A 20,867-nucleotide genomic window follows, 5' to 3' on the forward strand; every position below is an offset into this window, starting at 1 on the left:
TCGTCGAAGGCTGCCAAATTGCGACAGCTGATCGAGCAGGCGGAGGTGGGCAGACTCGTCGGTGCGCACAACGGCCTCGGCGCGAAGCTCGCAGAGGAGACCGGGTTCGACGGCCTGTGGGCTTCGAGCTTCGAGATCTCGGCGGCGCGCGGGCTGCCGGACATGAGTCTGCTGAGCATGGCCGACTACCTCGAAGCGGCGGTGCAGGTGAACGAGTCCAGTTCGTTGCCGGTGCTCGCGGACTGCGACACGGGCTACGGCGGACGTCTCAACGTCGCCTACGCGGTGCGGCAGTTCGAGGCGAACGGCATCGCCGGGATCTGCATCGAGGACAAGATCTTCCCGAAGCGGAACAGCTATCTCGTGGGAGGTCAGGTCCTCGAGGATGTCGACGAGTTCGCCACCCGCATCGAGATCGCGAAGCGGTCGCAGGTGAGCAGGGACTTCGTGCTCGTCGCCCGTACCGAGGCGCTGATCGTCGATCTCGGCATCGAGGAGGCACTGCGCCGTGGCTACGCGTACGCGGACGCGGGTGCCGACGCGTTGCTCGTGCACTCGAAGGCCTCGACCGCGGTCGAGATCCTCGGGTTCCTGAGCGAGTGGCGGGGGACCATCCCCATCGTCGTCGTGCCCACCACCTATGGCGGCTGGAACGTCCGTGCGGCCGCCGAGGCCGGCGTCTCGCTGATGATCTACGCCAACCACGGCCTCCGGGCGGCGACCAGGGCCACCCTCGACGTCCTCCAGCAGATCAGGGAGACCGGTGAGATCACCTCGGTCGAGGACCAGATCGCGTCGATGCGGGACATCTTCCGCTTGACCGGTGTGGACGAATGGATGGTCCTCGAAAAGTGACGCCGAGCCTGCCCGACATCGAGGTCGTGGCCGGCGCGGGCGTCGCGGACCGGCTGCCGGAGTTCGTGGAGCGGTCCGGGGCGCGTCGCGTACTGGTCGTGGCCAGCGCCGCCGGGTTGCGGCGGACGGCCGCGGCGGACCGCCTGGCCTGCGCGCGGGTGGAGACCTTCACCGGTTTCCGCCCGAACCCCGACCTGTCCGATCTCCGCGAGGGTGCACTGGTACGGGCCCGGTTCCGGCCGGACCTGGTGATCGGCGTGGGTGGCGGCTCGGCGATGGACGCGGCGAAGGCCGTCGTCGTGCTGCCGCCCGGCGGGGACGGGCCCGCACCCGAGGAGATGACCCCGGCGGACTACGAGCAGGGGCGGGGCGGGTGCGGGCTGGTCCTGGTGCCGACGACCGCGGGTTCCGGTGCGGAGGTCACGAGGTTCGCGAGCGTCTACGTGAACGGGCGCAAACAGTCCCTTGACCACGACCGCGTGCGCGCGGACCTCGCGCTCGTCGACCCGTACCTCACCGCCACCTGTCCGCGGGCAACGGTGATCAGCGGCGCATGGGACACCCTCGCGCACGCGCTCGAGTCGCTATGGTCGGTCCGGTCGTCGGCCCATTCACGCTGCCTCGCCGCCGCGGCCGCGGCGGGAGTCGTCGCGCTGCTCCGCGAGCCCGGTCTGCTCCGCGAGTGTCGCGGCCGGGAGGAGATGAGCAGGCTCGCCACGATGGCGGGCCTCGCCATCGACCTGACGCGGACCACCATCGCCCACGCGTTCGCCTACCCCCTGACCGCCCGTTTCGGGATCCCGCACGGCGTCGCGTGCGCGCTCAACCTGGTGTGGGTGTTCACCGCCGCGGGTGAGTGCTACCGCGAACGGTGCACCGACCCCCGGGGCGCCGACTTCGTGGCGGAGCGGTTGCGGCAGGTGGCGACCATCGTCGGCGCGGCGTCGCCGCGCGACATCGGCGCGGCGCTGGCGGACCTGATGCGGGTGGGTGGACTGGACGACCGGATGGGGGCACACGGGGTCCAGGCCGCCGACCTGCGGCACATCATCGTCGACGGGTCGAGCCACGAGCGTGCGGGGAACTCCCCGGTCGCGCTGGCCGACGGCGCGCTCGAGGCACTGCTTGCCCGGCTCTGACGCGCAAGCCGAATCGATAGAGGAGATCGTCAATGACTGCTGCTGCGAGGTCAGCGACGGCACGGGTGACCGATCCGCACCACCGAGACCCCGTCGTCATGGCCGCGGTCGCGCTGCTGAGCCGCGCGACCGGCCATGAGACATCGCGCTACATCACGTTGCTGGCCGCCGACATCGGCGGGCGGCCGTGGTCATCGCGGGACGGGCGCGCCATGCAGCGTGCCGGTGCCTTCGAGTGTCCTCGGCCGATGGCGGCGGCAACGGCCGACCGTCGGCAGCTCGTCATGCTGGTGCCGGTCCGGCCCGGCGCCGGTGTGCCGGACGTGCGTGCCGTCGCCGACGAGGTGGTGCGGTGGCTGGCGGTCACCGGGCACGAGCCGGTCGTCGTGGGCTCCGGACTGGTGTGCGGTGACGGCGTCGTCGCGGCTGTGGAGGAGGCGTGCCTGATCCTGCGGGTGGTGCGCGCGCTCGCCTACCCGGCCGGCGCGTACCAGCTCGACGACGTCCCGTTCGAGACCGCACTGGCCCGTTCGCCGGACATCGCGGCCAGGCTCGCGGCCCGGATCGAACCACTGACGGCCAGCGACGCGCCACTGCTGGAGACGTTGACGTCCTATTTGGACAACGGGGCGGACCGCCGCCGGACCGCCCGGCTCCTGTACATCCATCCCAACACGCTGCTCTATCGGTTGCGCCGGGTCCGGGAGCTGACCGGGCTCTCGCCGACGGTGCCCAGGGACATCCTGACCCTCCGCGCGGCGATGATCGCGTGGCGGCTCGGCAGCGTGGAATCCGCATGATGACGAGGTGAGCTGAATTGTCACAGGGTGAGACGGTCGTGCCCGCGTTGACGGGTGCCGAGTTCCTTGACGTGCTCGAGGACAACGGGATCCGCTTCTTGTCCGGGGTGCCGTGTTCGTACTTCTCGGCCCCGCTGCGTCTGCTCGAGGACCATCCGACGTTGCGTTACGTGCCAGCCGTCAACGAGGGCAGTGCTCTGGCGATGTCCTCGGGCGCGCGGCTCGCGGGTGTTCCCGGTGCGGTCATCGCACAGAATTCCGGGTTCGGCAACCTCGTCAACCCGTTGACCTCACTGGTGCTGCCCTATCGCATCCCGCAGCTCGTGATCATGAGCATGCGCGGCTGGCCGGCACCGGAGCCTGGCGAGCAACAGCACATGCTGATGGGACGGGTCATCCCGTCCTGGCTCGAGTCGCTCGAGGTCCCACACTGGACGCTCGAGCGGGGCGGGCGCCCGTTCGCCGACATCATGGCCGAGGCGGCGACCGTGCTCGAGGATCGCCGTACCGCGTTCGTCCTGGTCGGCAAGGGCGCGATCGAACCGGCGCCCCCTCGCTCCGCACCGGCAACCGGCGGAAACGTGCTCCGCGAGGATGTGGTCGCGCTCCTGGCCGACGAACTGCGGGCCGAACAGGTGCTGTCCACCACGGGATACCTGTCCAGGGCGTTGCTCGGTGCGGGAGACCGGCCGGGCAACTTCTACATGCAGGGGTCGATGGGACACGTCGCGGGCATCGGTCTCGGCGCCGCTCTCCAGGTACCCGAGCGGCGGATCGTCGTGCTGGATGGCGACGGCTCGCTGCTGATGCACCTCGGGGCCATGGCGTCGGTCGCCGGATGCGCACCGCGAAACCTCGTGCACATCGTGTTCGACAACCAGGCCTACGAGTCGACCGGAGCGCAGCCTTCCGCGGCGCCGATCGACTTCGCCGCCGTGGCCGCTGCGCTCGGCTACAGGTCGACCGCGACGGTGTCCGTCCTCGCCGGGCTGCGGGATGCGATCCGCGGCGTACTCGACGCCACGGGGCCCGCCCTCCTGGTCGTCGCGGGCGCCACTGGCGGTTCGACCGGCAAGCGGGCGTCCGAGAGCCTCGACATCAGCGAGATCGCGACCCGGTTCGAGCAGAACCTGATGCCGAGGGCCGGGACCCGCTAAGCAGGGCGGCCAGCGCAGCCAGGCCGGTGAACGGCTCGGACATGGCTTCCGCGACACTCCCGACGAGTTCCGCGACGGAGTGGGCCGACACACCGGCCCACTCCGCCACCGGGAGGTCGTCCGACACCTGGCCGCCGAGCACGAGGCACGGCACACCGCGCGCGGCCGCGGCTCCGGCCACCACGGCGGGCAGCTTGCCGCGCAGCGTCTGTGTGTCGACCCGGCCCTCTCCCGTGACGACCAGGTCGAAGCCGGGCAGTTCGTCGTCGAGTCCCATGGTCGCCCACACCAGCTCCGCACCGGAGACGCACCGGCCGCCGAGCGCCATGATCGCCGCGGCGAGTCCGCCGGAGGCACCCGATCCCGGGATCGTGACCAGGTCGGCCGGACATCGCGGCGCGGTCCCGGTGAGGTGACCGGCGAACGTCGCCAGAGCACGTTCCAGTGCGCGTACCGCGCGGGGCGAGGCACCCTTCTGCGGACCGAACACGCGTGCCGCGCCGGACGGTCCGAGCAGCGGGATCGCGACGTCGGCCGCGGCGGTGAGGGAGACAGACCCGAGATCCGGCAGCGATTTCACCGCCGCGCAGTCCTGGAGCGGACCACCGCCCGGTGGCAACGGAACGCCACCGGCATCCATCGCCACCGCGCCGAGCGCGGTGAGCATGCCCGCTCCACAGTCCACGGTGGCCGATCCGCCGAGCCCCACCACCACCTCCCTGGCCCCGAGCGCGACCGCCTCTCCCAGCAGCACGCCAAGGCCGTACGAGGACACCCGCATCGGATTCAGTTCGGCCGGGCTGAGCAGATGCAGCCCGCAGGTCTGCGCGCTCTCGACATAGACGGTGTCACCTGTGACGAGCAGCTGTGCTCGGACGGGCCGCAGCAATGGGTCGCACGCGCGCACCGTGACGCGCTCGCCGCCGACCACCGGGTGGATCACGTCGAGGAAACCGGGCCCACCGTCGGCGAGCGGGCGGAGCACGAGGTCGTCGGCGGGTGCGGTCCTGCGCCATCCTGACGCGATCGCGCGCGCCGCACGGCGCGCTGTGAGCGTCCCGGCGAACTTGTCCGGGCAGATGAGGACTCGCACGTCAATCTCTCCTGCCCATGCGGTCGATCACCCTTCCCGGTACCACGGGCGGTCCTCGTGGAGCATTCGTTCCAGACCGCCGGGGTGCATCGCACCCAGAGCGGTGCGCACCTCAGCGGTCACGCTGCCGTTGATCCGGAGTGCCAGCAGACGCGGATGGTCGGGTGTTCCCTCGATCCCGTAGGCGCACGGGACGAAGGGCATCACGTACGCGGAGTCGCCCGGCCGCAGGACCGTGCGGTGCGCCTGCCCTGCGTGCTCCCAGCGCATCACCAGAGGGTCCGATCCCACGTTGTACAGGTACTGGTGCTGGTAGGTGATCAAAGCGTCGCCCACGTCCCCGTTCTCGCGGTGGGGCCGGATCTCCATGGCACGCGTGTGCGGGTGCATGCGGTTGCCCGCGAGCTCGGTGACCGTGTAGTCCTCCCGGTCCGAGGACGGGTGCGGCCACCTCCTGGCATCCGTGGCCCGGACGAGGCAGATGTCGTTCGGCGAGTCGATGCCGATCGGGAGCAGGTCCCGGACCGAGACCCGCAACGCGTCGGCGAGCACCACGAGTTCGTCGCCACTGGGAGTGAGGCCACCGTCGACCAGTTCCACGACCCGACCGGCAGGCCAACCGGTGCGCCGGGCCAGTTCGTCGACGGACATCGACGCGGCGTCGAGGAACGACCTCATCCGCGGACGTGCCGGGACCGCCTGACCGGCCGCTGCCATCGCGTATTTCCTGGACGTGCCGAGACCGAGCGCGGCGAGTTCGTGCCGCGCGTCGCCGGTCAGCTCGCCCCCGTAGGTGAGGGCGAGGATGTAGGCGGGCTCGTCGGCGTTGCGGGCGGTGAACGTGTGCGGCGAGAACGGCAGGCCCCAGATCGAGTCGCCGGTCCGCATGCGCAGCACGTGCGACCGGCCCGCCCAGCGGTAGTAGTAGTTCACCGGTCCGACGAAGTAGGTGAACTGGTAGAGCAGGTGCCCGTTGTTCCACTGGACCGCCGGGTTGTCGGGGTCGTCGTCATCGACGACCGCCAGCATCCGGATCCACTCCGGGCGGAACGACGCGAGCCGGGACATGGCTGTGTCGCGATATTCGTAGTAGTCGGCGCCGCCCCTGGGCAGGACCCGGGCAGAGACGACGGAGTCCTCGACGGCGACCCTGAGCACGCCGTCCGGGCAGTCGTTGTGGATGGGGAGGATGTCGCGTTCGTTGACCGGCCAGCTCCTGCTGATGGCTGCCAGCGCGGTCCCGGAAATCTCCTGTCGGCCGTTCACCAGGTCCTGGTACTCGGCTTCGGAGAGCCCCAGGTCCTTCGAGGCCGCCGCCGAATTCCGCTTCAGGTCGTTCGCGGTGCTCCGGAGCAGCGCACCCATCCGCGCACGATATCCGACGTCATCGGTCATGGTGTCAAACTAGCCAACACCGGATTCCGCGAAATGTGTTGCTCACGTGGGTTGTGCGAACACACAAAGCGCGTTGCGGGTCTCGTGCCCGGGTGTGACGGTGGGAGCACCATCGGAGCGACGGGGAGCCGATCATTGTCCAGTGCGCGCGTTCAGTTCGACCTGTCCGGCACGCTGCCCGAAGTGCCGATCAGGTCGTCCAGAGTTCTCGACCTCAACGTCCTGCGAGCACGTCTCCGGTTCAACACCAAGGACTCCGAGGCATACTCCTACTTCGCGAGCTTCGCGCCGGACGACTCAACGGCCGACTTCGACTTCACGTGCGTGGACCTCGATCACGATGAGCTTGACGAGTCCGTCCTCTCGCGACTGTCCGATCGCACGATCCGGAGCAAGAGATTTCGCTCCGGTTACTACCGCGGCGCCTACTTCGGCGCACCGGCGTACCTGGTCACCCGTGGCCGTGAATGGCACGTGTACGGCCGGACGCTGGAGAAGATCGTCTGGCCGTACCTGCTCAAGCAGGCGTTGAACGTCTTCGCGCTCGACGCGGGCTACGCGCACCTGAAGGCCGCGGCGTTCGCCCATCCGGACGGCGGTGTCACCTTGCTGGTCGGGGCGAAGGGCAGCGGCAAGAGCGTCTTCCTCACCCGCGCCTGCCAGGGCGGCGCGCGGTTCGTCACCAACACCCACGCGCTACTCCGAGACGGTGTGGTGCACGGGATTCCCTCCGCTCTGCGGGTACGTGACGACGAGTGCTTCGGCGACCTCATCCGGGAGCGCGGGCTGCGTGGGCATCTGGTGGACGGTGAGTACCTCGCCACCCCCGATGTCCTCTTCGGGGACGCGGCCGTGCTGTCCGGACCGGTGCGGAACGTCGTCCTGATGAACTACCTGGACGGCCACCCGGCGCGGTTCGAACGCGTGCCGTCCGATACCGCGTTGTCGTTCCTGGAGCAGTTCGCGTTGGCGCTCAACGTGTACGACCTCAGATACGACCTCCTGGAGCATCTGGACCGGGACGTGGACAGGTATGTCGCCGCGTACGGCGCGATGCGCGATGAGCTCGCCACGTTGTGCGGCCGCGCCAAGTGTTACGTGGCGAATGTGGGCATGCAGGACCCAGCGGTGCGCCGGTCCGTGCTGGCCGAGCTGGCGGTGTCCGATGTCCGTTGACCCCACCGGTCTTCCCTCCTGCGCAGACCTGACGACGGTGCACGGCAAGCTCACGTACTTCCGGAACGAGGAGGGCGGCTACCTGGCGCAGGGGCTCACCGCGGCGTCTGGCGCGTTCGGTGCGGACTTCCACGACGAGATGACAGAGCTGACGTTCCTGCTCGTCCAACCTGACGCGATCGCCAGGCGGCTGGTCGGACGCTGCCTCGATTACCTCGCCGGGCACGGGTTCGTGCCGGTTCTCGCGGTACCGGTGACGCTGACCGTGCCGATGGCCCGGCTCCTGTGGCGGTTCCAGTTCAACGCGAAGACCGACGGCAGCAGGGCACTCGGCGAACTCGTGTACTGCCGGGGGCCGTCGCTGCTGCTGGCTCTGCGGGACCTCGAGACGCACACGAACCTGTCGGCGAGCACGCGGCTGACCGAGCTGAAGGGATATTCCGACCCGGGGAAACGTCATGGCGGCGATCTGCGGTCCGCGCTGGGCACGCCCAACCGGATACTCCGCTGTGTGCACAGCCCCGACGAGATCCTCGATGTGCTGCGCGAGTCGGCGATCCTCGTCGGAGAACCGGGCCTGCGCCAGTACTACGACCGGCTCGCGGCCGCCCGCCGCGACCGCGCGCCGTACGACTGCGGGCAGGCGATCGAGGAGGTGTACTCGGTGACGCCAGCACACGACGTCGACGAGGAAGGTGCCTGCAGGCGATTGCTCGGCAGGCTCGACCGGATCGGCGGCGATACGGAACGGGCGGACGTGGTGGCGCGGATGGCCACCACAGTGCGCCGGGTCGGTGAGGGACCCACCGGGCTTGACTGGGCGCAGTACTCGCGCGACCTGGACACGCTCGGCATCTCCCTGGACGACTGGGATGCCCTGCTCGTGGCGAGCAGCCTGGTCGCGTACCAGAAACCCGGGGCGACGAAGCTGATCGCCAGCCTCAGCAGTCCCTGATCGCGATGGCTGTCATGCAGGTGAGTTACGTATCGGCGCCCGGTTCCGCCACCATCGAGAACCAGGACTTCGTCGTCGCGACCGACCGGCTGGTCTGCGTGCTCGACGGGGTGACCCCGCCCGTGTCCGGTGAGACCGGTTGTGTGCACGGGGTGCGGTGGTACGTCGAGGCGCTGGGCCACGCCATCGTGCGCGCCGCGACCGAGGACTCGTTGCCGGACCTCGTCGCGCGCGGGATCGCCGAGGTCGCCCGTGTGCATGATGGCACCTGCGACCTCCGTCATCCTGGCACGCCGTCCGCCGCTCTTGCCGTGTTCCGGGTTGGCGAGGCGGATGCCGACTTCCTTGTCCTGTGCGACTGCGCGGTCATCCTCGATCAGGACGGCGAGGTGACCGTGTACACCGACGCGATCGCGAAGCATGAACGAGCCCGCCGCACCACCTCGGCGGGGCCGCTGTGGAAGGCGGGCGCCGTACCCGATGCGGCCTTCTCGGCGGTGCACGGCAGTGTGCCGCTGACCGGTCCGCGTAGTCCGGGCCGTGTCGCGCTGACCACCGACGGTGTGACGCGTGCGGTGCTTTCCCTCGGCCTGTGTTCCTGGCGGGGCCTGATGAAGCGCTTGACCTCGACGGGCCCCCACGCGCTCGTGTCCGCGATCCGCGCGGCCGAGTCGGCACATCCCGAGGCCGGTGGCCCGCGGCTGAAGAAGAAACACGACGACGCGACCGCCGTTGTCTGCGAACTTGTCCGGTGAACACCTACGGGAGGTTCAGATGCGCTGGGGCTCCGAGCGCGTCGACGAGACGATCAAGAGGGTGCTGCTCGACTCGTCGTGGGTGGATCCTCCCGACGCTGTCCGAGGGGAACGCCTGCTTGGCAACATCGCGGCGGCCGCCGACGGGACCGACCTGGTCGACCGGGTTCGTGAACAAGGAACCATGTGCCTGTTCGGCCGGACGATCGCCGGGCTCGTCGCCGACGGCCACGGTGAGGTGCTCGGCGAGCGCCTCCCGCTCGACCTCGTGGCCGAGGAGTGCGCGCGCACGGCGAGCTGGATCGATCTCTACTACGCGGAACTGGCCGCTATTCTCAACGCGGCCAAGAGCAGGGGGATCCGCCCCGTCGTGTTGAAAGGCCCCGCCTGGCAGATCGAGTTCTACGCGAACACGAGGACGCGGCCGTTCAAGGACCTCGACCTGTACGTCGACACCGACGAGATGGCGCCCTTCGGCGAGGTGCTCGAGGAACTCGGCTACCGGCAGGCGACCTACGACGCCGCCACCCGCCTGCTGGTGCCGGTCGCGGAGGAACGCAACCGTGCCGCGCTGGCGTCCGGCAGGCACGCCACCCCGCACTTGAAGGAGAGTTCGGTGCCCGGGCAGTTGTTCCGGGTCGAGGCACACGGGCCCCGCAACGACCACAACTTCCACCGGATCGACACGTCCAGCTTCTACGCGAACAGCAGGCCGCTCACGATCGACGGGGCCGAGGGCAGGCAACTGTCGGTGGTGGACTCGCTCGTCTACGCCTGTGCCCACATCCACAAGAACCTCTACGTGCACACGCCAGTGGGACAGGTCGCCATGCCGAAGCTGCGGTGGTTCTGCGATGTGCGTCAGATGTTCCGCGTCCTGCCAGGAACCGACGTGTGGCGCGGTCTCCACGACAGGGCGGCCGGACTGGGGCAGGCCGACGCGGTCTTCCAGGTGCTCGAGTACACCGAGCGCCTCTTCCCCGGTGTCGTGCCTGCCACGCTGCGGGTTCCGCCCGCCGCGCTGTCCGGCACCGTGGCCGACGTCGTCGACGACGTGTGGCGGTACCGAGCCGGTTCGAGCTCCTTCGAGCAGCGGCTGTTCGAACCGCACCTCGACGAGACCAGGTACCTGCGGTTGCGGGAGCGGGGGATCGTGGGCGGAAGGGTGACCGTGCCCGGCATCGGTGCCCGGGACGAGCCTCCCGCGCTGCGCGACTGGCCATGGGAGACCGCGGATGTGCAACGACTGTCCGGTCTCACCGCACCGGACTGGCAGTACTTCGGGACGCATGTCAGCGTCGGTGTGAGACCGAAGAGCGACGAGGAGTTCAGCGCTTCGTTCGCTTTGCTGCGCGCCGGATCAGTACTGGGGGTCCGGGCCGAGATCCGGGATGAGCGTCTCTGGTTCGGCCAGAGGTCGGGTTACTACCACGCGCAGGACTGCGTCCAGCTCTTGTTCGAGGTGCCGCCTGCGAGCAGGCGGGTGTGCAACGTCCTGCTGGTGCCGAAGGCAGCGGACCTGGATCACCCTGCGGCCCTGTTCCACTACTCGGGCAGTGAGCTGGCGGGGACCGAACCCGTGCCGGGCACGCACGTCGAAGCGGCGGTGTCCGGGCACGGCTACGTGATCCTCGCCGGCATTCCACTGGCGGCGCTCGGCATCACCGAGGACACCAACGAGATCGGGTTCGACTTCTGCGCCTACGAGAGTGGGGAGCCCGGACAGGAGCGGCGAATCGTCCTGCAATGGTCCGGCGGCCGCAACAACGTGCGAAACCCGAGCTACTACGGCATCGCGACAATCGGGGACGCCTGACGTGCACGGCGCTCCTGGGGACGCGAAGACATCCTGGCTGCGCTCCCTGCCGAAGAAGCGGACGGCGGTCTCGGGTCTCTTCCGCGACCCTCTGGGACGAGTCCTGCTGCTGTCCCGGGTCTACGCACCGGGATGGGTGCTGCCCGGCGGAATCGTCGAGGCAGGCGAGTCGCCCGCCTCCGCCTTTCGGCGTGAGGTGGCGGAGGAGCTGGGACTGGACCGCGCACCTGGCCGGATCCTGTGCCTGGACTGGGTGCCCGGCGAACAGGGCCCGGACCTGGACGGGTTGGTCGTGGTGTTCGATGGCGGCACCCTCACCCGCGAGGACATCGCGAGCATCCGCCTCCCGGCGGACGAGATCGGCGCCCGCCACTTCGTGGCACCGGACGGGTTGCCGGAGTTGCCGGACCTGCACCGCGGTGCGCGGGTGCTCGCCTGCGTGCGTGCCTGGCGGGAGAACACCGCTCTGTACCTGCAGAACGGCTCCGACCGGCCGGCTTCGTGAACGGGGAGTGAACGTGCCGCGGATGAGGTCGATGGTGTCCGGCGACGACTTCGCAGACCTGCGGACCACCCCGTACCGGCTGTTCTTCACCTCCAGGACCGTCTCGACGCTCGGCGACATGATGCGGCCCGTTGTCGTCGTCGCGGCTGTCGTGGAGGCCGGGTACGGGGCGACCGGGGTCGGCTTCGCGCTGGCCGCGGAGATGGTGCCGTATGCGTTGTTCGTGCTGTTCGGCGGTGTGCTGGCCGACAGGTACTCACCCCGGCGCATGATGATCGGCGCGGATGTGTTGCGGTTTCTCACGACTGGTCTGCTCGCCGCCGGGTTCGCGTTCGGCACGCCGCCGCTGTGGCAGATCCTGGTGCTGCTCGGACTGAACGGCCTGGGTTCTGGCCTGTTCCAGCCGGGGGTGGCGAGCGTGATCCCGCGGGTCTCCTCGGATGTGTTGCGCGGGAACGCGATCCTGCGCCTGTCGGAGTCGGTGATGACCGTGCTCGGCCCCGCCTTCGCCGGTGTCCTGCTCGCGGTGACCGATCCGTGGTCGGGCATGGCCGTCGACGCGATCACCTTCGCGGTCAGCGCGATATGCCTGTGGCGCCTGCGGATTCAGGAAACAACCACCGAGAAGGTGTCGCTGCGCCGAGGACTCGGGCAGGGCTGGCGCGAGTTCCGCAGCCGGGAATGGCTGTGGGGCACGATCGTCGTGTGGATGTGGAGCGGCCTCCTCTGCCGCGGCCCGAGCCAGACCCTGGGCGCCAGCTTCATCGTCGCGGAGCGCGGTGCGACCACGTACGGCATCGTCATGGCGATCTACGGCGCGGGAAACGTGGTGGGCGGCTTCGCCGCACTGAGGCGCAGGCCGCCTCGCCCGCTGGTTTCCGGTGCCGCGGCGGTCACGACGTTCGCGATGAGCCCGCTGGTCGTCCTGTGCGGGTTGCCAACGCCATGGATCGCCCTGGGCTTCTTCGTCCATGGCGTCGGTGCCACGTTCTGGTTGGTGCTGTGGCACTCGACGATCCAGACCCACGTACCTCCCGATGCCCTGAGCCGGGTCCACTCCTTCGATGTCGCGGGTTCGCGGGTGGCGACACCGGTCGGGCGGGCGGTGGCCGGCCCAGCGAGTGAGCTCATGGGGCTGCGTCCGGTGCTCGCCGTCGCGGTCGTGACGGCGGTCGCGGTGCCTGCGGCCCTGTTGTCCATCCCGGCGGTGCGCGCCATTCGCGCGAACTCAGCGGACGAGGAGACCGCCGAGATGTCCGACGGGCGGCACCAACGGTCGTGACCGCGGTCTTCAGTCGCTTGTGACAGCCGGAATGGTTCAGCGCCACCGTCACCACGGCCGCACCCACCGGTCGACCTTCGAGCGTCGAACCGCTGATGTTCCGGTCGGGCGCCCGCCACCGCTGTGGCGAGCGCGACGGCACTGGTGTCAGGCCTTGGCCTGAAGGCGCACACCTGCCAGCGTCAGCTCCAGCGCGGCGAGGAACTGCTCCTTGTCGTCATGGCCGTCGAACTCGTCGACGATGTCGTGCACGAACGGGAACTCTCCCGCGTCGAGCGCACGCCACGTCTGTGCGTAGCGGCCGAGGAACTCATCACGATCCACGCTGCCGTTGATCACCTCCTGGGGTGGCTCCTGCCCCATGTCGGCAGCGTTGCCGACCACGACGCCCACGATGGCCGACACGGCATGGAACCGCTGTCGTGGTGTGAGATCGAGCCGGAGCGTCTGCTGCCCCAGTTCCTCGTAGAGACGCAACGCGTTGCCCTGGATGTCGATGTTGCGCATGAAGTGCGCACCCAGCCACGGTCGGTCCACAACCGCGTCGAAGAGCGTGACGGCCATCATGCGCAGGTCGTCGATCGGGTCACCGCTGCCCGTCTGCTCCTTGACGGTGGCCAGTACCCCGCCGAGCACGTGGTCGATGGCGCGCTCCACCAGGTCGTCCTTGCCCGAGACGTACCAGTAGATGCTGCCGACGCCGGTGCCGAGCCGGGTGGCGAGGGCGCGGAGGGTCAGCGCTGACGCGCCAGCCTCGTCGAGCAGGGCCACGGCCGCGGTGAGGACGGTCTCGAGGGAGTGCGAGGCGCGCCGACGTTGCCGGGCTGGACGCTCGGCAGGCCGTGGTCGCGGGCGGGTCATGGTGTCTATCCAATCACAACTCCGCCCCCTGATCGAACCTTGTTCTATAGTAGAACGACGTTCGATAGTCGTAGAGGAACCGAGAGGGGGAACGCCATGACCGTCAGCGCCACCGCGCCCGCCGCATCGCGCACCTACCCGTCCCTGCGCGCGGCCTGGATCCCGCTGGCCGCGCTCTGCCTGGCCTTTTTCGTCGAGATGGTCGACAACACGCTGCTGTCGATCGCGCTGCCCACGATCGGTCGAGACCTCGGCGGCGGCACGACCGCGCTGCAGTGGGTCGCCGGCGCGTACTCGCTCACCTTCGGCGGCCTGCTCCTGACGGCAGGGTCGATGGCCGACCGGTTCGGGCGCCGACGAGTGCTGCTGCTCGGCCTCGCCGTGTTCGGCCTGCTGAGTCTTGGCGTCGTCGCGGTCGCCAGCACCGGGGGACTCATCACACTGCGTGCCGGCCTCGGTATCGCCGCCGCGGCGATGGCGCCCATCACCAACTCACTGGTCTTTCGCCTGTTCGACGACCAGGCACTGCGCATGCGCGCGATGACCCTGATGATCGTCGTCGGCATGTCCGGCTTCGTCCTCGGCCCACTGCTGGGCGGCACCGCCCTGGCCCACGTGGAGTGGCAGTGGCTTCTGATCGTCAACGCCCCGATCGCCCTGATCGCGGCCATCGGCGTCCGTCTCGGCGTCCCTGCCGACCAGCCGCAGGACCTGACCCGCGACAGGCTCGATCTCCCGGGCGCCGTGCTCAGCATCACCGCCATCGGCCTCGCCTGTTTCTCGCTGACCAGCGGCGTCGAACACGGCTGGCTCTCCGTAATCACGGTCGCCTCGGTCTTCGGCGCCACTGCCTCGGCGGCCGCGTTCGTGCGACACGAGCGCCGCAGCGCATCGCCGATGCTGGACCTTCGCCTCTTCTCCAACGGCACCGTCCGCGGCGCGGCCATCGCGCAGATCGGAACGGCCATCGCGATGGCCGCCGTGATGTTCGGGCTGATCCTGCACTTCCAGTACGCCTACGGCTGGAGCCCCGTACGGGCCGGCCTGGCGAACCTGCCGATCATCGTGACCATGATCGTCGCCACCCCCCTGTCCGAGTGGCTCGCGAAGAGGTTCGGCCACCGCATCGCCTGCCTGGTCGGCGCGGCCTGCCTGACCGGCTCCCTGGCCGGCCTCGCCTGGGGCGTCGACCACGGCTACGTCGCCATCGCGGTCTGCATGGTCGTGATGACCATAGGGCTGCGCACCGTCATGACGATCTGCGCGGTCGCGCTCGTCGAGGCGATGCCGGGCAACCGCACCTCGATCGGCACCGCGCTCAACGACACCGCCCAGGAGGTCGGGAGCAGCGTCGGCACCGCCGTGGTCGGCACCCTGATCGCCGCACTGGTCACCACACAACTGCCGGTGGGCACCTGGAGCGACGCCCTGGTCACCTCGTTCTTCCACGGCGAGCGCATCACCTACGCCGTGCTGGCCGTCGTCGTCGGCCTGATCACGGCGGGCGGTGCGCTCTCGCTCACCCACTCAAACGCCACCGAAGAGCCGGCCTGAGCCGGATCGTCGAACGAAGCGGTGGTGTGGGCGGACCACCGGCCCGTCCTGGAGCGGCCGCGGTCTTGTCCAGTGGAGGTGGCGGCTGGTAGACCTTCTCGTCTCGTGAGGATCACTGGGGGAGATGTGCGCGCTCGTGGTGTGGCTGTCGTGATGGCCCTGGTGTTGCTGGGTGGGTGCGCGGCTGAAGAGGGGGCCCCGGCTTCGGCTCCGTCGACGACGGTGACGCAGCCGTCTCGGCCGTCGGCGCCCGCTGTGATGAGTCCGATCGACCTGTCGGCCTACAACGCGTGTGATCTGATCGGTCGTGCTGATGCGGGCATCGTCGGGTACGACGCGGACGTCCACATGGGGCTGGGCGACGATGAATGCCATTACTCCTCCGACAGTGGCGGTGTGGGCGGCATGGTGATCACTGTCTATCGGGACGCGTCGCCGCTGGTGTCGGCTTACAAACGGGACGCGGAGACCTACGAGAAGTTCACGCCGTGGGACTTCCACGGTTACCCGGGGGTGGTCGAGGCGGAGACGATCAAGGGTGGGGTGTGCGTGGTCATCATCGGGACGGCTGACGACCAGGGCGTGATGGCGCTGAAATACCCAAACCAAGGCCACGACCCGGAGAAGAGCGACGTGACCTGCCTACTGCTGACATTGCTCGGCGAGCGGATCGTCGAGAACCTCGGCTTGTGACCAGCCGCCTGTTCGATGATTGATCAGCAAATTGACACCGCGTCGAACGCGGGAACAAGGGGGCTGGTGTCACCCGATGGGAGTAATAATCCGGTATTTTCGCCGGGCTTGACGCTGGATATCCCGTGCGCAGGAAACGTCCTGTTGGGACGGACGTGATCGATCAGATGATGCCGCCCTGACCGGAAAGCCGGGCGCGAAGCTCTGCGCGAGTACGTTCCGCGTCGCGGTCCTGGACGTCGCAGCTCCCGGTCAGTCGTGGTGGTGGCGTGACCTGCACCCTGCGATTGCGTTCCAATCCGTAAACAACAGCGGATACGAGGATCGCAACTACGAGGTAGGCCATCATGTCTATATGATGCTCCTCACCTACTCCCTCGCGCCAGTCCGCAAAGGCCGCTAATGGGTGCCACCCGGATGGATTAAGCGAATCCTGGAATGTGGACGGCTGGAATCAAGTGACGGATTCCGCGGCCTTGAGGAGGCGGTCGTTCTCCTCGGGTAGGCCGATCGTGATTCTGGCGCCATCGCCGGGGTAGCAGCGGGTGACGATGCCGTTGGCGAGGCAGTGTTGGTCGAAGCTCGTGGTTCGGTCCCCGAGGGGGAGCCAGACGAAATTGGCGTGAGGAGTGGGGACGGGCCTGCCCAACGCCGCCAACGCGGTGGCTACCCGGTCGCGCTCGACGCCGAGGGTCGCCGCGGTCCTGGCTACTTCGGGTGCCACTGACAGGGCGGCGATGGCGGCTGCTTGCGCGACACTGCTGAGGGCGAAGGGGATCCGGACCTTGTCGACCGCCTCGATCACCTGCTTGTCGGCGACGAGGTAGCCGACTCGTATTCCCGCCAGGCCGTACGCCTTCGAGAAGGTCCGGAGGACCGACACGTTCGGATACCGTTCTCGCAGCGCGATTCCGTTGACCGGGGTGGCCGCGTAGTCGTGGTACGCCTCGTCCAGTACGACCAGCACGGTCGGCGGCACGGCCGCCAGGAAGGCTGCCAGCGACTGGCGGCCGACCGTGGTCGAGGTCGGATTGTTCGGGTCGCACACGAATATCACGCGGGTTCGCGGAGTGATCGCCGCCAGCATCGCGGGAAGGTCGTGGGTCCAGTTCGTGTCGAGGGGGACCGCGACGGGAACCGCTCCCGCGATGCTGGTGACGATCGGGTACGCCTCGAAGGAGCGCCAGGCGAACATGACCTCGTCCCCGGCGCCGGGCACACAGCACGCCTGAACCAGTTGCTGGCACAGTGCCACGGATCCGCAGCCGACCGCCAGCTGCTGGACGGGAACACCCACGTGCTCGGCGAGGCGGGCACGCAGGGCGGTGGCGGCCGGGTCCGGGTAGCGGTTGATCCGGCCGGCGGCGCCGGCGACGGCCGCGATGACCTCTGGTGGTGGCGGGAGCGCGGACTCGTTGGCGCACAACAGGATTGGGTCCGGCGGCAGTGGTCCGGACACGTAACCGGGCAGCTGGGCGAGATCCACGCGGAGGTGAACGGTCATGACCGCGCCACCTCGACGAACGGCGGATCCGCCGGAATGGCGGCCAGGTCCGCGGTGAAACGCACCAGGTCGCCATCGCGGCCGGTTTCCTGGAAGCCGTTGAACCTGAACGACACCAGCATCATCCGGTTGCGGTCGGTCGGCCGGAACTCCGCCTCCAGCACGGCCCCGGCGTCGCGGGCGGCCCGTTTCAGGTGGTTGAGCAGGATCGTGCCGACCCCGCGGGAGATCACCCGGCAGGACATCAGCAGCAGCTTGATCGTCCAGACCTCTGGCCCCTTCTCCAGCAGGGTCAACCCGATCGTGCCGTACGGGCCGAAGCGGTCGGTGAGGCGGGCGACCAGCAGCAGGTGCCGGTCGGAGTCGCGGAACTTCGCCAGGTCCGCCTTGTCGTAGGTCAGGCCGGTGGTGTTGAGCTGGTTGGTGCGCACCGTCAGCTCGACGGCCCGGTCCAGGTCGTCCGTGCCCGCGGCCGCGATCTCGAACCGCATGGCCAGGTCGGCGAGGAAATCCTCGCGTGGGCCGGCGAAGTCGGCCTCGATCCGTTCCCTCCGTGCGGCGGCCTGATACATCGCCCGCCGCTCGCCCGACTCGACCGTGACGATCTCCGGTGTCAGCTCAGGGCGGTCCAGCAGCCCGGCGAGCTCGCGCGTGTCCACGCACAGCACCTGCGGCAGCGCGTGGGCCACCTCCGCCCGTTCGTACGGCTCGTCGTCGATGAAGCAGACCGTGTCGACGCCGAGGTCGAGGGCCTCGACCACCGCCTGGACGGAGGCGGACTTGGCGTTCCAGTTGATCTGCGGGTGCAGGAAGTACTCGGCCATCCCCAGTTCGGTGAGCCTGCGGAACGCGAGGTCGTGCTCGTTGCGGCTGGCCACCGAGTTGAGGATGCCGCGCCGGTCCAGCTCCACGATGGTCTCGCGGATCCCGGGCCGCAGCGGGACATCGCCGTCCTCGAGCAGGGTGCCGTCCCACACCGTGTTGTCCAGGTCCCAGACCACGACCTTCACGATCCTGGCCGCACGCACGTCGCTCGTCATCGCGCGCTCTCCCGCGCTGCCTGCCCCAGGTGGATCTGCTGCATCTGGGTGCTCCCCTCGATGATCTCCATGATCTTGGCGTCGCGCAGCAGCCGCTGCGCCGGGTGTCGTGGGCCGCAGCCTGCGGCGCCGAAGAGCTGGACGGTGTCCGCGGCCGCGGCGAAGGCGGACCGGGAAGCGAAGTACTTGGCCGTCCAGGTCGCGGTCACGGTGCGCGGGTCGCCCGCGTCCTTGAGCTCGCCGGCCTCCCGGCACAGCAAACGGGCCGCGGCGAGGTTGGTGGCCTGCTCGGCGAGAAGCCGCCGCACCAACTGGTGTTCGCTCAACGGCTTGCCGAAGGTCTGCCGCGAGTCCGTGTGCGCCAGCGACAGGTCAAGGCACGCGGCGAGCAACCCGACGCAGCCCCAGGCCACGCTGTAGCGCCCGATGTCCAGCGCGCTGGTGCCGACGGCGGCGAGGCCGAAACCGGGCCGCCCCACCAGGTTCTCCTCGGCCACGAAACACTCCGTGAACCGCAGGTCGGCCGTCATCGACGCGCGGATGCCGAGCATCCCGGCCACCGGCTCGACGACGAGACCGGGGGTGTCGCGGGGCACCATGAACGCGGTCAGCCGGTCCTCGTGCCTGGCGAAGACCAGGTAGACGTCGGCCAGCTGACCAAACGTCGTCCATCGCTTGTGCCCGTCCAACACGTAGCCGCCTGCCACCCGGCGAGCGGTGGTGGCCAGGGCGGCGGCGTCGCTGCCCGCCCCGGTCTCGGTGAGCGCGAACGCCCCGATCGTCGCGCCTGCGGCCAGCCCTGGCAGCCAGTTCGCGCGCGCCGCGGCGCCGCCCCAGCGGGCGATCGCGTGCACGGCCATGCTGTGCACGGTGAGCAGGCTGCGCACCGACGAGCAGCCGAAGGCCAACTCCTCGTTGAGCAACCCGAACGACACCGCGTCCATCCCGGCCCCGCCGTGCTCGACGGGGGCGAGCGCGCCGAGCCATCCCCGTTCGGCCATGGCGGCGACGAGGTCGGCGGGCAGCCGTTCCTCGGCGTCCCAGCGGTCCGCCTCCGGGGTGATCCGTTTGGCGGTGAACTCGCGCACGTCGTCACGCAACCGCTGTTGACCGGCGGTCAGCCGCATCCCGGTTCTCCTAGGCCGCGACATCGCGCTTGCGCGCGACGAACCCGACGATCCTGGCGATGCTGCGGAAGTTGTCCAGCTCCAGGTCCTCGTCGTCGATCGTGAAGGCGAACTCGGCCTCCAGGAACAGGATGAGCTGCATCGCGAACAGCGAGTTGACGTACCCGGCTGCGAACATGTCCTCGTCGTCGTCCAGTAGCTCCTGCCGGAAGTACTGCCCGAGGAACTCGCGGACCTGGTCCCGGGTGGCCTGCGTGATCATGGCGATCTTCTCTCCCGTCGTCATGCCTTGGTCGGGTACTGGTAGAAGCCCGCGCCGCTCTTGCGGCCGAGCAGTCCGGCGTCGACCATCCGGCGCAGCAGCGGGCACGGCCGGTACTTGGTGTCGGCGAACTGCTCGTACAGTCCCTGGATGGACAGCAGGATGGTGTCCAGTCCGATCAGGTCCGCGGTCTCCAACGGGCCCATGGGGTGGCCGAAGCACTTCTTGAACAGCTGGTCGACGTGCTCGGCCGGGGCCACGCCCTCGTGCACCACGAACGCGGCCTCGTTCACGGTGAGCATCAGCACCCGGTTGGTCACGAACCCGGGGGAGTCCCTGACCACCACGCAGTCCTTGCCGATCCCGGCCAGCGTGTCCCGGGTGGTCGCCACGGTCTCGTCGCTGGTGTGGTGGCCCCGGATGACCTCCACCGTCGGCTTGCGGGTCACCGGGTTCATGAAGTGCGTGCCGATCACCCGGTCCGCGCGCCCGGTGATCCCGCCGACCTGGGTGATCGGGATGACCGAGGTGTTCACCGCGAACACCGTGCGCGCCGGGCACACCGCGTCGATCTCCCGGTAGACGGCCTCCTTGGTCCGCCAGTCCTCGGTCACGTTCTCCACCACGAAGTCGACCTCGGCGAACCCGTCGTACCCGGTGGCGAACTCGATGTTGGCCAGCACCTCGGCCGGGTCCGCACTCGGGCCGCCGTGCAGGCGGGCGAACCGCAGGTTTGTCCGGATCGTCTCGCGTGCGCCGTCGAGCGCCCGCTTGCCGATGTCGACCAGGACGGTCCGGTGGCCTGCCGTCGCGAAGACCTGGGCCACCTCGCTGCCCATCACCCCCGCCCCGGCCACGCCGATGGTGGCCCGCGCCGTCGGTTCGCTCACTGCGCCTC

21 protein-coding genes are annotated in these 20,867 nt (G+C 69.3%); 12 read left to right on the plus strand and 9 right to left on the minus strand.

Translation table 11 applies throughout. The features are described 5' to 3' along the window. The first annotated feature begins 18 nt into the window (after positions 1–18). Genes WBA97_RS33080 through WBA97_RS33095 form a run of 4 tightly spaced genes read left to right on the plus strand, consistent with a single transcriptional unit; the run spans position 19 to position 3,951 of the window. Positions 19–855 carry an isocitrate lyase/phosphoenolpyruvate mutase family protein gene (locus tag WBA97_RS33080; protein ID WP_424234914.1) on the plus strand — a complete coding sequence of 279 codons (837 nt, stop codon included), beginning with the start codon at positions 19–21 and terminating at the stop codon, positions 853–855. Continuing rightward, positions 852–1,994: a phosphonoacetaldehyde reductase gene (locus WBA97_RS33085; protein ID WP_424234915.1), complete on the plus strand. Its 1,143-nt coding sequence runs from the start codon at positions 852–854 to the stop codon at positions 1,992–1,994. Before WBA97_RS33080 ends, WBA97_RS33085 begins: the two co-directional genes overlap by 4 nt. Before the next feature lie 32 nt (positions 1,995–2,026). Continuing rightward, the gene (locus WBA97_RS33090) at positions 2,027–2,794 is read left to right on the plus strand and encodes a PucR family transcriptional regulator (RefSeq protein WP_424234916.1); all 768 of its coding nucleotides are present in this window, start codon (positions 2,027–2,029) and stop codon (positions 2,792–2,794) included. A gap of 17 nt (positions 2,795–2,811) precedes the next feature. Beyond that, positions 2,812–3,951: a thiamine pyrophosphate-dependent enzyme gene (locus WBA97_RS33095; protein WP_424234917.1), complete on the plus strand. Its 1,140-nt coding sequence runs from the start codon at positions 2,812–2,814 to the stop codon at positions 3,949–3,951. Here WBA97_RS33095 and WBA97_RS33100 read toward each other — a convergent pair. Beyond that, on the minus strand, positions 3,893–5,044 hold the full coding sequence (locus WBA97_RS33100) for a glycerate kinase (protein ID WP_424234918.1): 1,152 nt from the start codon (positions 5,042–5,044) through the stop codon (positions 3,893–3,895). The genes WBA97_RS33095 and WBA97_RS33100 overlap by 59 nt on opposite strands. Before the next feature lie 27 nt (positions 5,045–5,071). Further along, on the minus strand, positions 5,072–6,439 hold the full coding sequence (locus WBA97_RS33105; protein ID WP_424234919.1) for a helix-turn-helix domain-containing protein: 1,368 nt from the start codon (positions 6,437–6,439) through the stop codon (positions 5,072–5,074). 135 nt (positions 6,440–6,574) lie between these two features. Between WBA97_RS33105 and WBA97_RS33110 the strand changes: the two genes are divergently transcribed. The 6 genes from WBA97_RS33110 to WBA97_RS33135 are packed head-to-tail and all read left to right on the plus strand — an operon-like array spanning position 6,575 to position 12,928. Then, positions 6,575–7,615, plus strand: a complete 1,041-nt coding sequence (locus tag WBA97_RS33110) for a FomB family phosphonate monophosphate kinase (RefSeq protein WP_424234920.1) — start codon at positions 6,575–6,577, stop codon at positions 7,613–7,615. Continuing rightward, positions 7,605–8,570, plus strand: coding sequence for a hypothetical protein (locus tag WBA97_RS33115; protein ID WP_424234921.1), 966 nt, complete (start codon positions 7,605–7,607; stop codon positions 8,568–8,570). Before WBA97_RS33110 ends, WBA97_RS33115 begins: the two co-directional genes overlap by 11 nt. 20 nt (positions 8,571–8,590) lie before the next feature. Beyond that, entirely contained in the window at positions 8,591–9,325 is a 735-nt protein-coding gene (locus tag WBA97_RS33120; RefSeq protein ID WP_424234922.1) for a hypothetical protein, read from the plus strand. Between the two features lie 19 nt (positions 9,326–9,344). Beyond that, positions 9,345–11,141 carry a nucleotidyltransferase family protein gene (locus tag WBA97_RS33125; RefSeq protein ID WP_424234923.1) on the plus strand — a complete coding sequence of 599 codons (1,797 nt, stop codon included), beginning with the start codon at positions 9,345–9,347 and terminating at the stop codon, positions 11,139–11,141. Between the two features lies 1 nt (position 11,142). Beyond that, positions 11,143–11,646 carry an NUDIX domain-containing protein gene (locus WBA97_RS33130; RefSeq protein ID WP_424234924.1) on the plus strand — a complete coding sequence of 168 codons (504 nt, stop codon included), beginning with the start codon at positions 11,143–11,145 and terminating at the stop codon, positions 11,644–11,646. Positions 11,647–11,668: 22 nt separating this feature from the next. Continuing rightward, a complete protein-coding gene (locus WBA97_RS33135; protein ID WP_424234925.1) occupies positions 11,669–12,928 on the plus strand; it encodes an MFS transporter in 1,260 nt (419 codons plus the stop codon). 147 nt (positions 12,929–13,075) lie between these two features. Here WBA97_RS33135 and WBA97_RS33140 read toward each other — a convergent pair whose 3' ends face one another. Then, positions 13,076–13,789: a TetR/AcrR family transcriptional regulator gene (locus WBA97_RS33140; RefSeq protein ID WP_424234926.1), complete on the minus strand. Its 714-nt coding sequence runs from the start codon at positions 13,787–13,789 to the stop codon at positions 13,076–13,078. Between the two features lie 96 nt (positions 13,790–13,885). Here WBA97_RS33140 and WBA97_RS33145 point away from each other — a divergent pair, with 96 nt between their 5' ends. Then, a complete protein-coding gene (locus WBA97_RS33145; protein WP_424234927.1) occupies positions 13,886–15,343 on the plus strand; it encodes an MFS transporter in 1,458 nt (485 codons plus the stop codon). Positions 15,344–15,496: 153 nt separating this feature from the next. Then, complete coding sequence (locus WBA97_RS33150; protein WP_424234941.1) at positions 15,497–16,036, plus strand: DUF3558 family protein; 540 nt, start codon at positions 15,497–15,499, stop codon at positions 16,034–16,036. 163 nt (positions 16,037–16,199) lie between these two features. On the opposite strand, the gene WBA97_RS33155 is transcribed toward WBA97_RS33150, so the two are convergent. The 6 genes from WBA97_RS33155 to WBA97_RS33180 all read right to left on the minus strand — a co-directional run bounded on the left by WBA97_RS33155 (position 16,200) and on the right by WBA97_RS33180 (position 20,859). After that, positions 16,200–16,385 carry a hypothetical protein gene (locus tag WBA97_RS33155; protein WP_424234928.1) on the minus strand — a complete coding sequence of 62 codons (186 nt, stop codon included), beginning with the start codon at positions 16,383–16,385 and terminating at the stop codon, positions 16,200–16,202. 105 nt (positions 16,386–16,490) lie between these two features. Further along, on the minus strand, positions 16,491–17,540 hold the full coding sequence (gene hisC / locus WBA97_RS33160) for a histidinol-phosphate transaminase (RefSeq protein ID WP_424234929.1): 1,050 nt from the start codon (positions 17,538–17,540) through the stop codon (positions 16,491–16,493). Then, complete coding sequence (locus WBA97_RS33165) at positions 17,537–18,580, minus strand: HAD-IIIC family phosphatase (RefSeq protein WP_424234930.1); 1,044 nt, start codon at positions 18,578–18,580, stop codon at positions 17,537–17,539. The genes hisC and WBA97_RS33165 overlap by 4 nt, the downstream gene beginning before the upstream one ends. Continuing rightward, positions 18,577–19,707 carry an acyl-CoA dehydrogenase family protein gene (locus WBA97_RS33170; RefSeq protein WP_424234931.1) on the minus strand — a complete coding sequence of 377 codons (1,131 nt, stop codon included), beginning with the start codon at positions 19,705–19,707 and terminating at the stop codon, positions 18,577–18,579. The genes WBA97_RS33165 and WBA97_RS33170 overlap by 4 nt, the downstream gene beginning before the upstream one ends. A gap of 10 nt (positions 19,708–19,717) precedes the next feature. Then, positions 19,718–19,993 carry an acyl carrier protein gene (locus tag WBA97_RS33175; RefSeq protein ID WP_424234932.1) on the minus strand — a complete coding sequence of 92 codons (276 nt, stop codon included), beginning with the start codon at positions 19,991–19,993 and terminating at the stop codon, positions 19,718–19,720. Beyond that, positions 19,990–20,859 carry a 3-hydroxyacyl-CoA dehydrogenase family protein gene (locus WBA97_RS33180; protein ID WP_424234933.1) on the minus strand — a complete coding sequence of 290 codons (870 nt, stop codon included), beginning with the start codon at positions 20,857–20,859 and terminating at the stop codon, positions 19,990–19,992. The genes WBA97_RS33175 and WBA97_RS33180 overlap by 4 nt, the downstream gene beginning before the upstream one ends. Positions 20,860–20,867 lie beyond the last annotated feature (8 nt).

The organism is Actinophytocola sp. (genome assembly GCF_049647105.1).
In the GTDB taxonomy this organism is placed as follows: domain Bacteria; phylum Actinomycetota; class Actinomycetes; order Mycobacteriales; family Pseudonocardiaceae; genus Actinophytocola.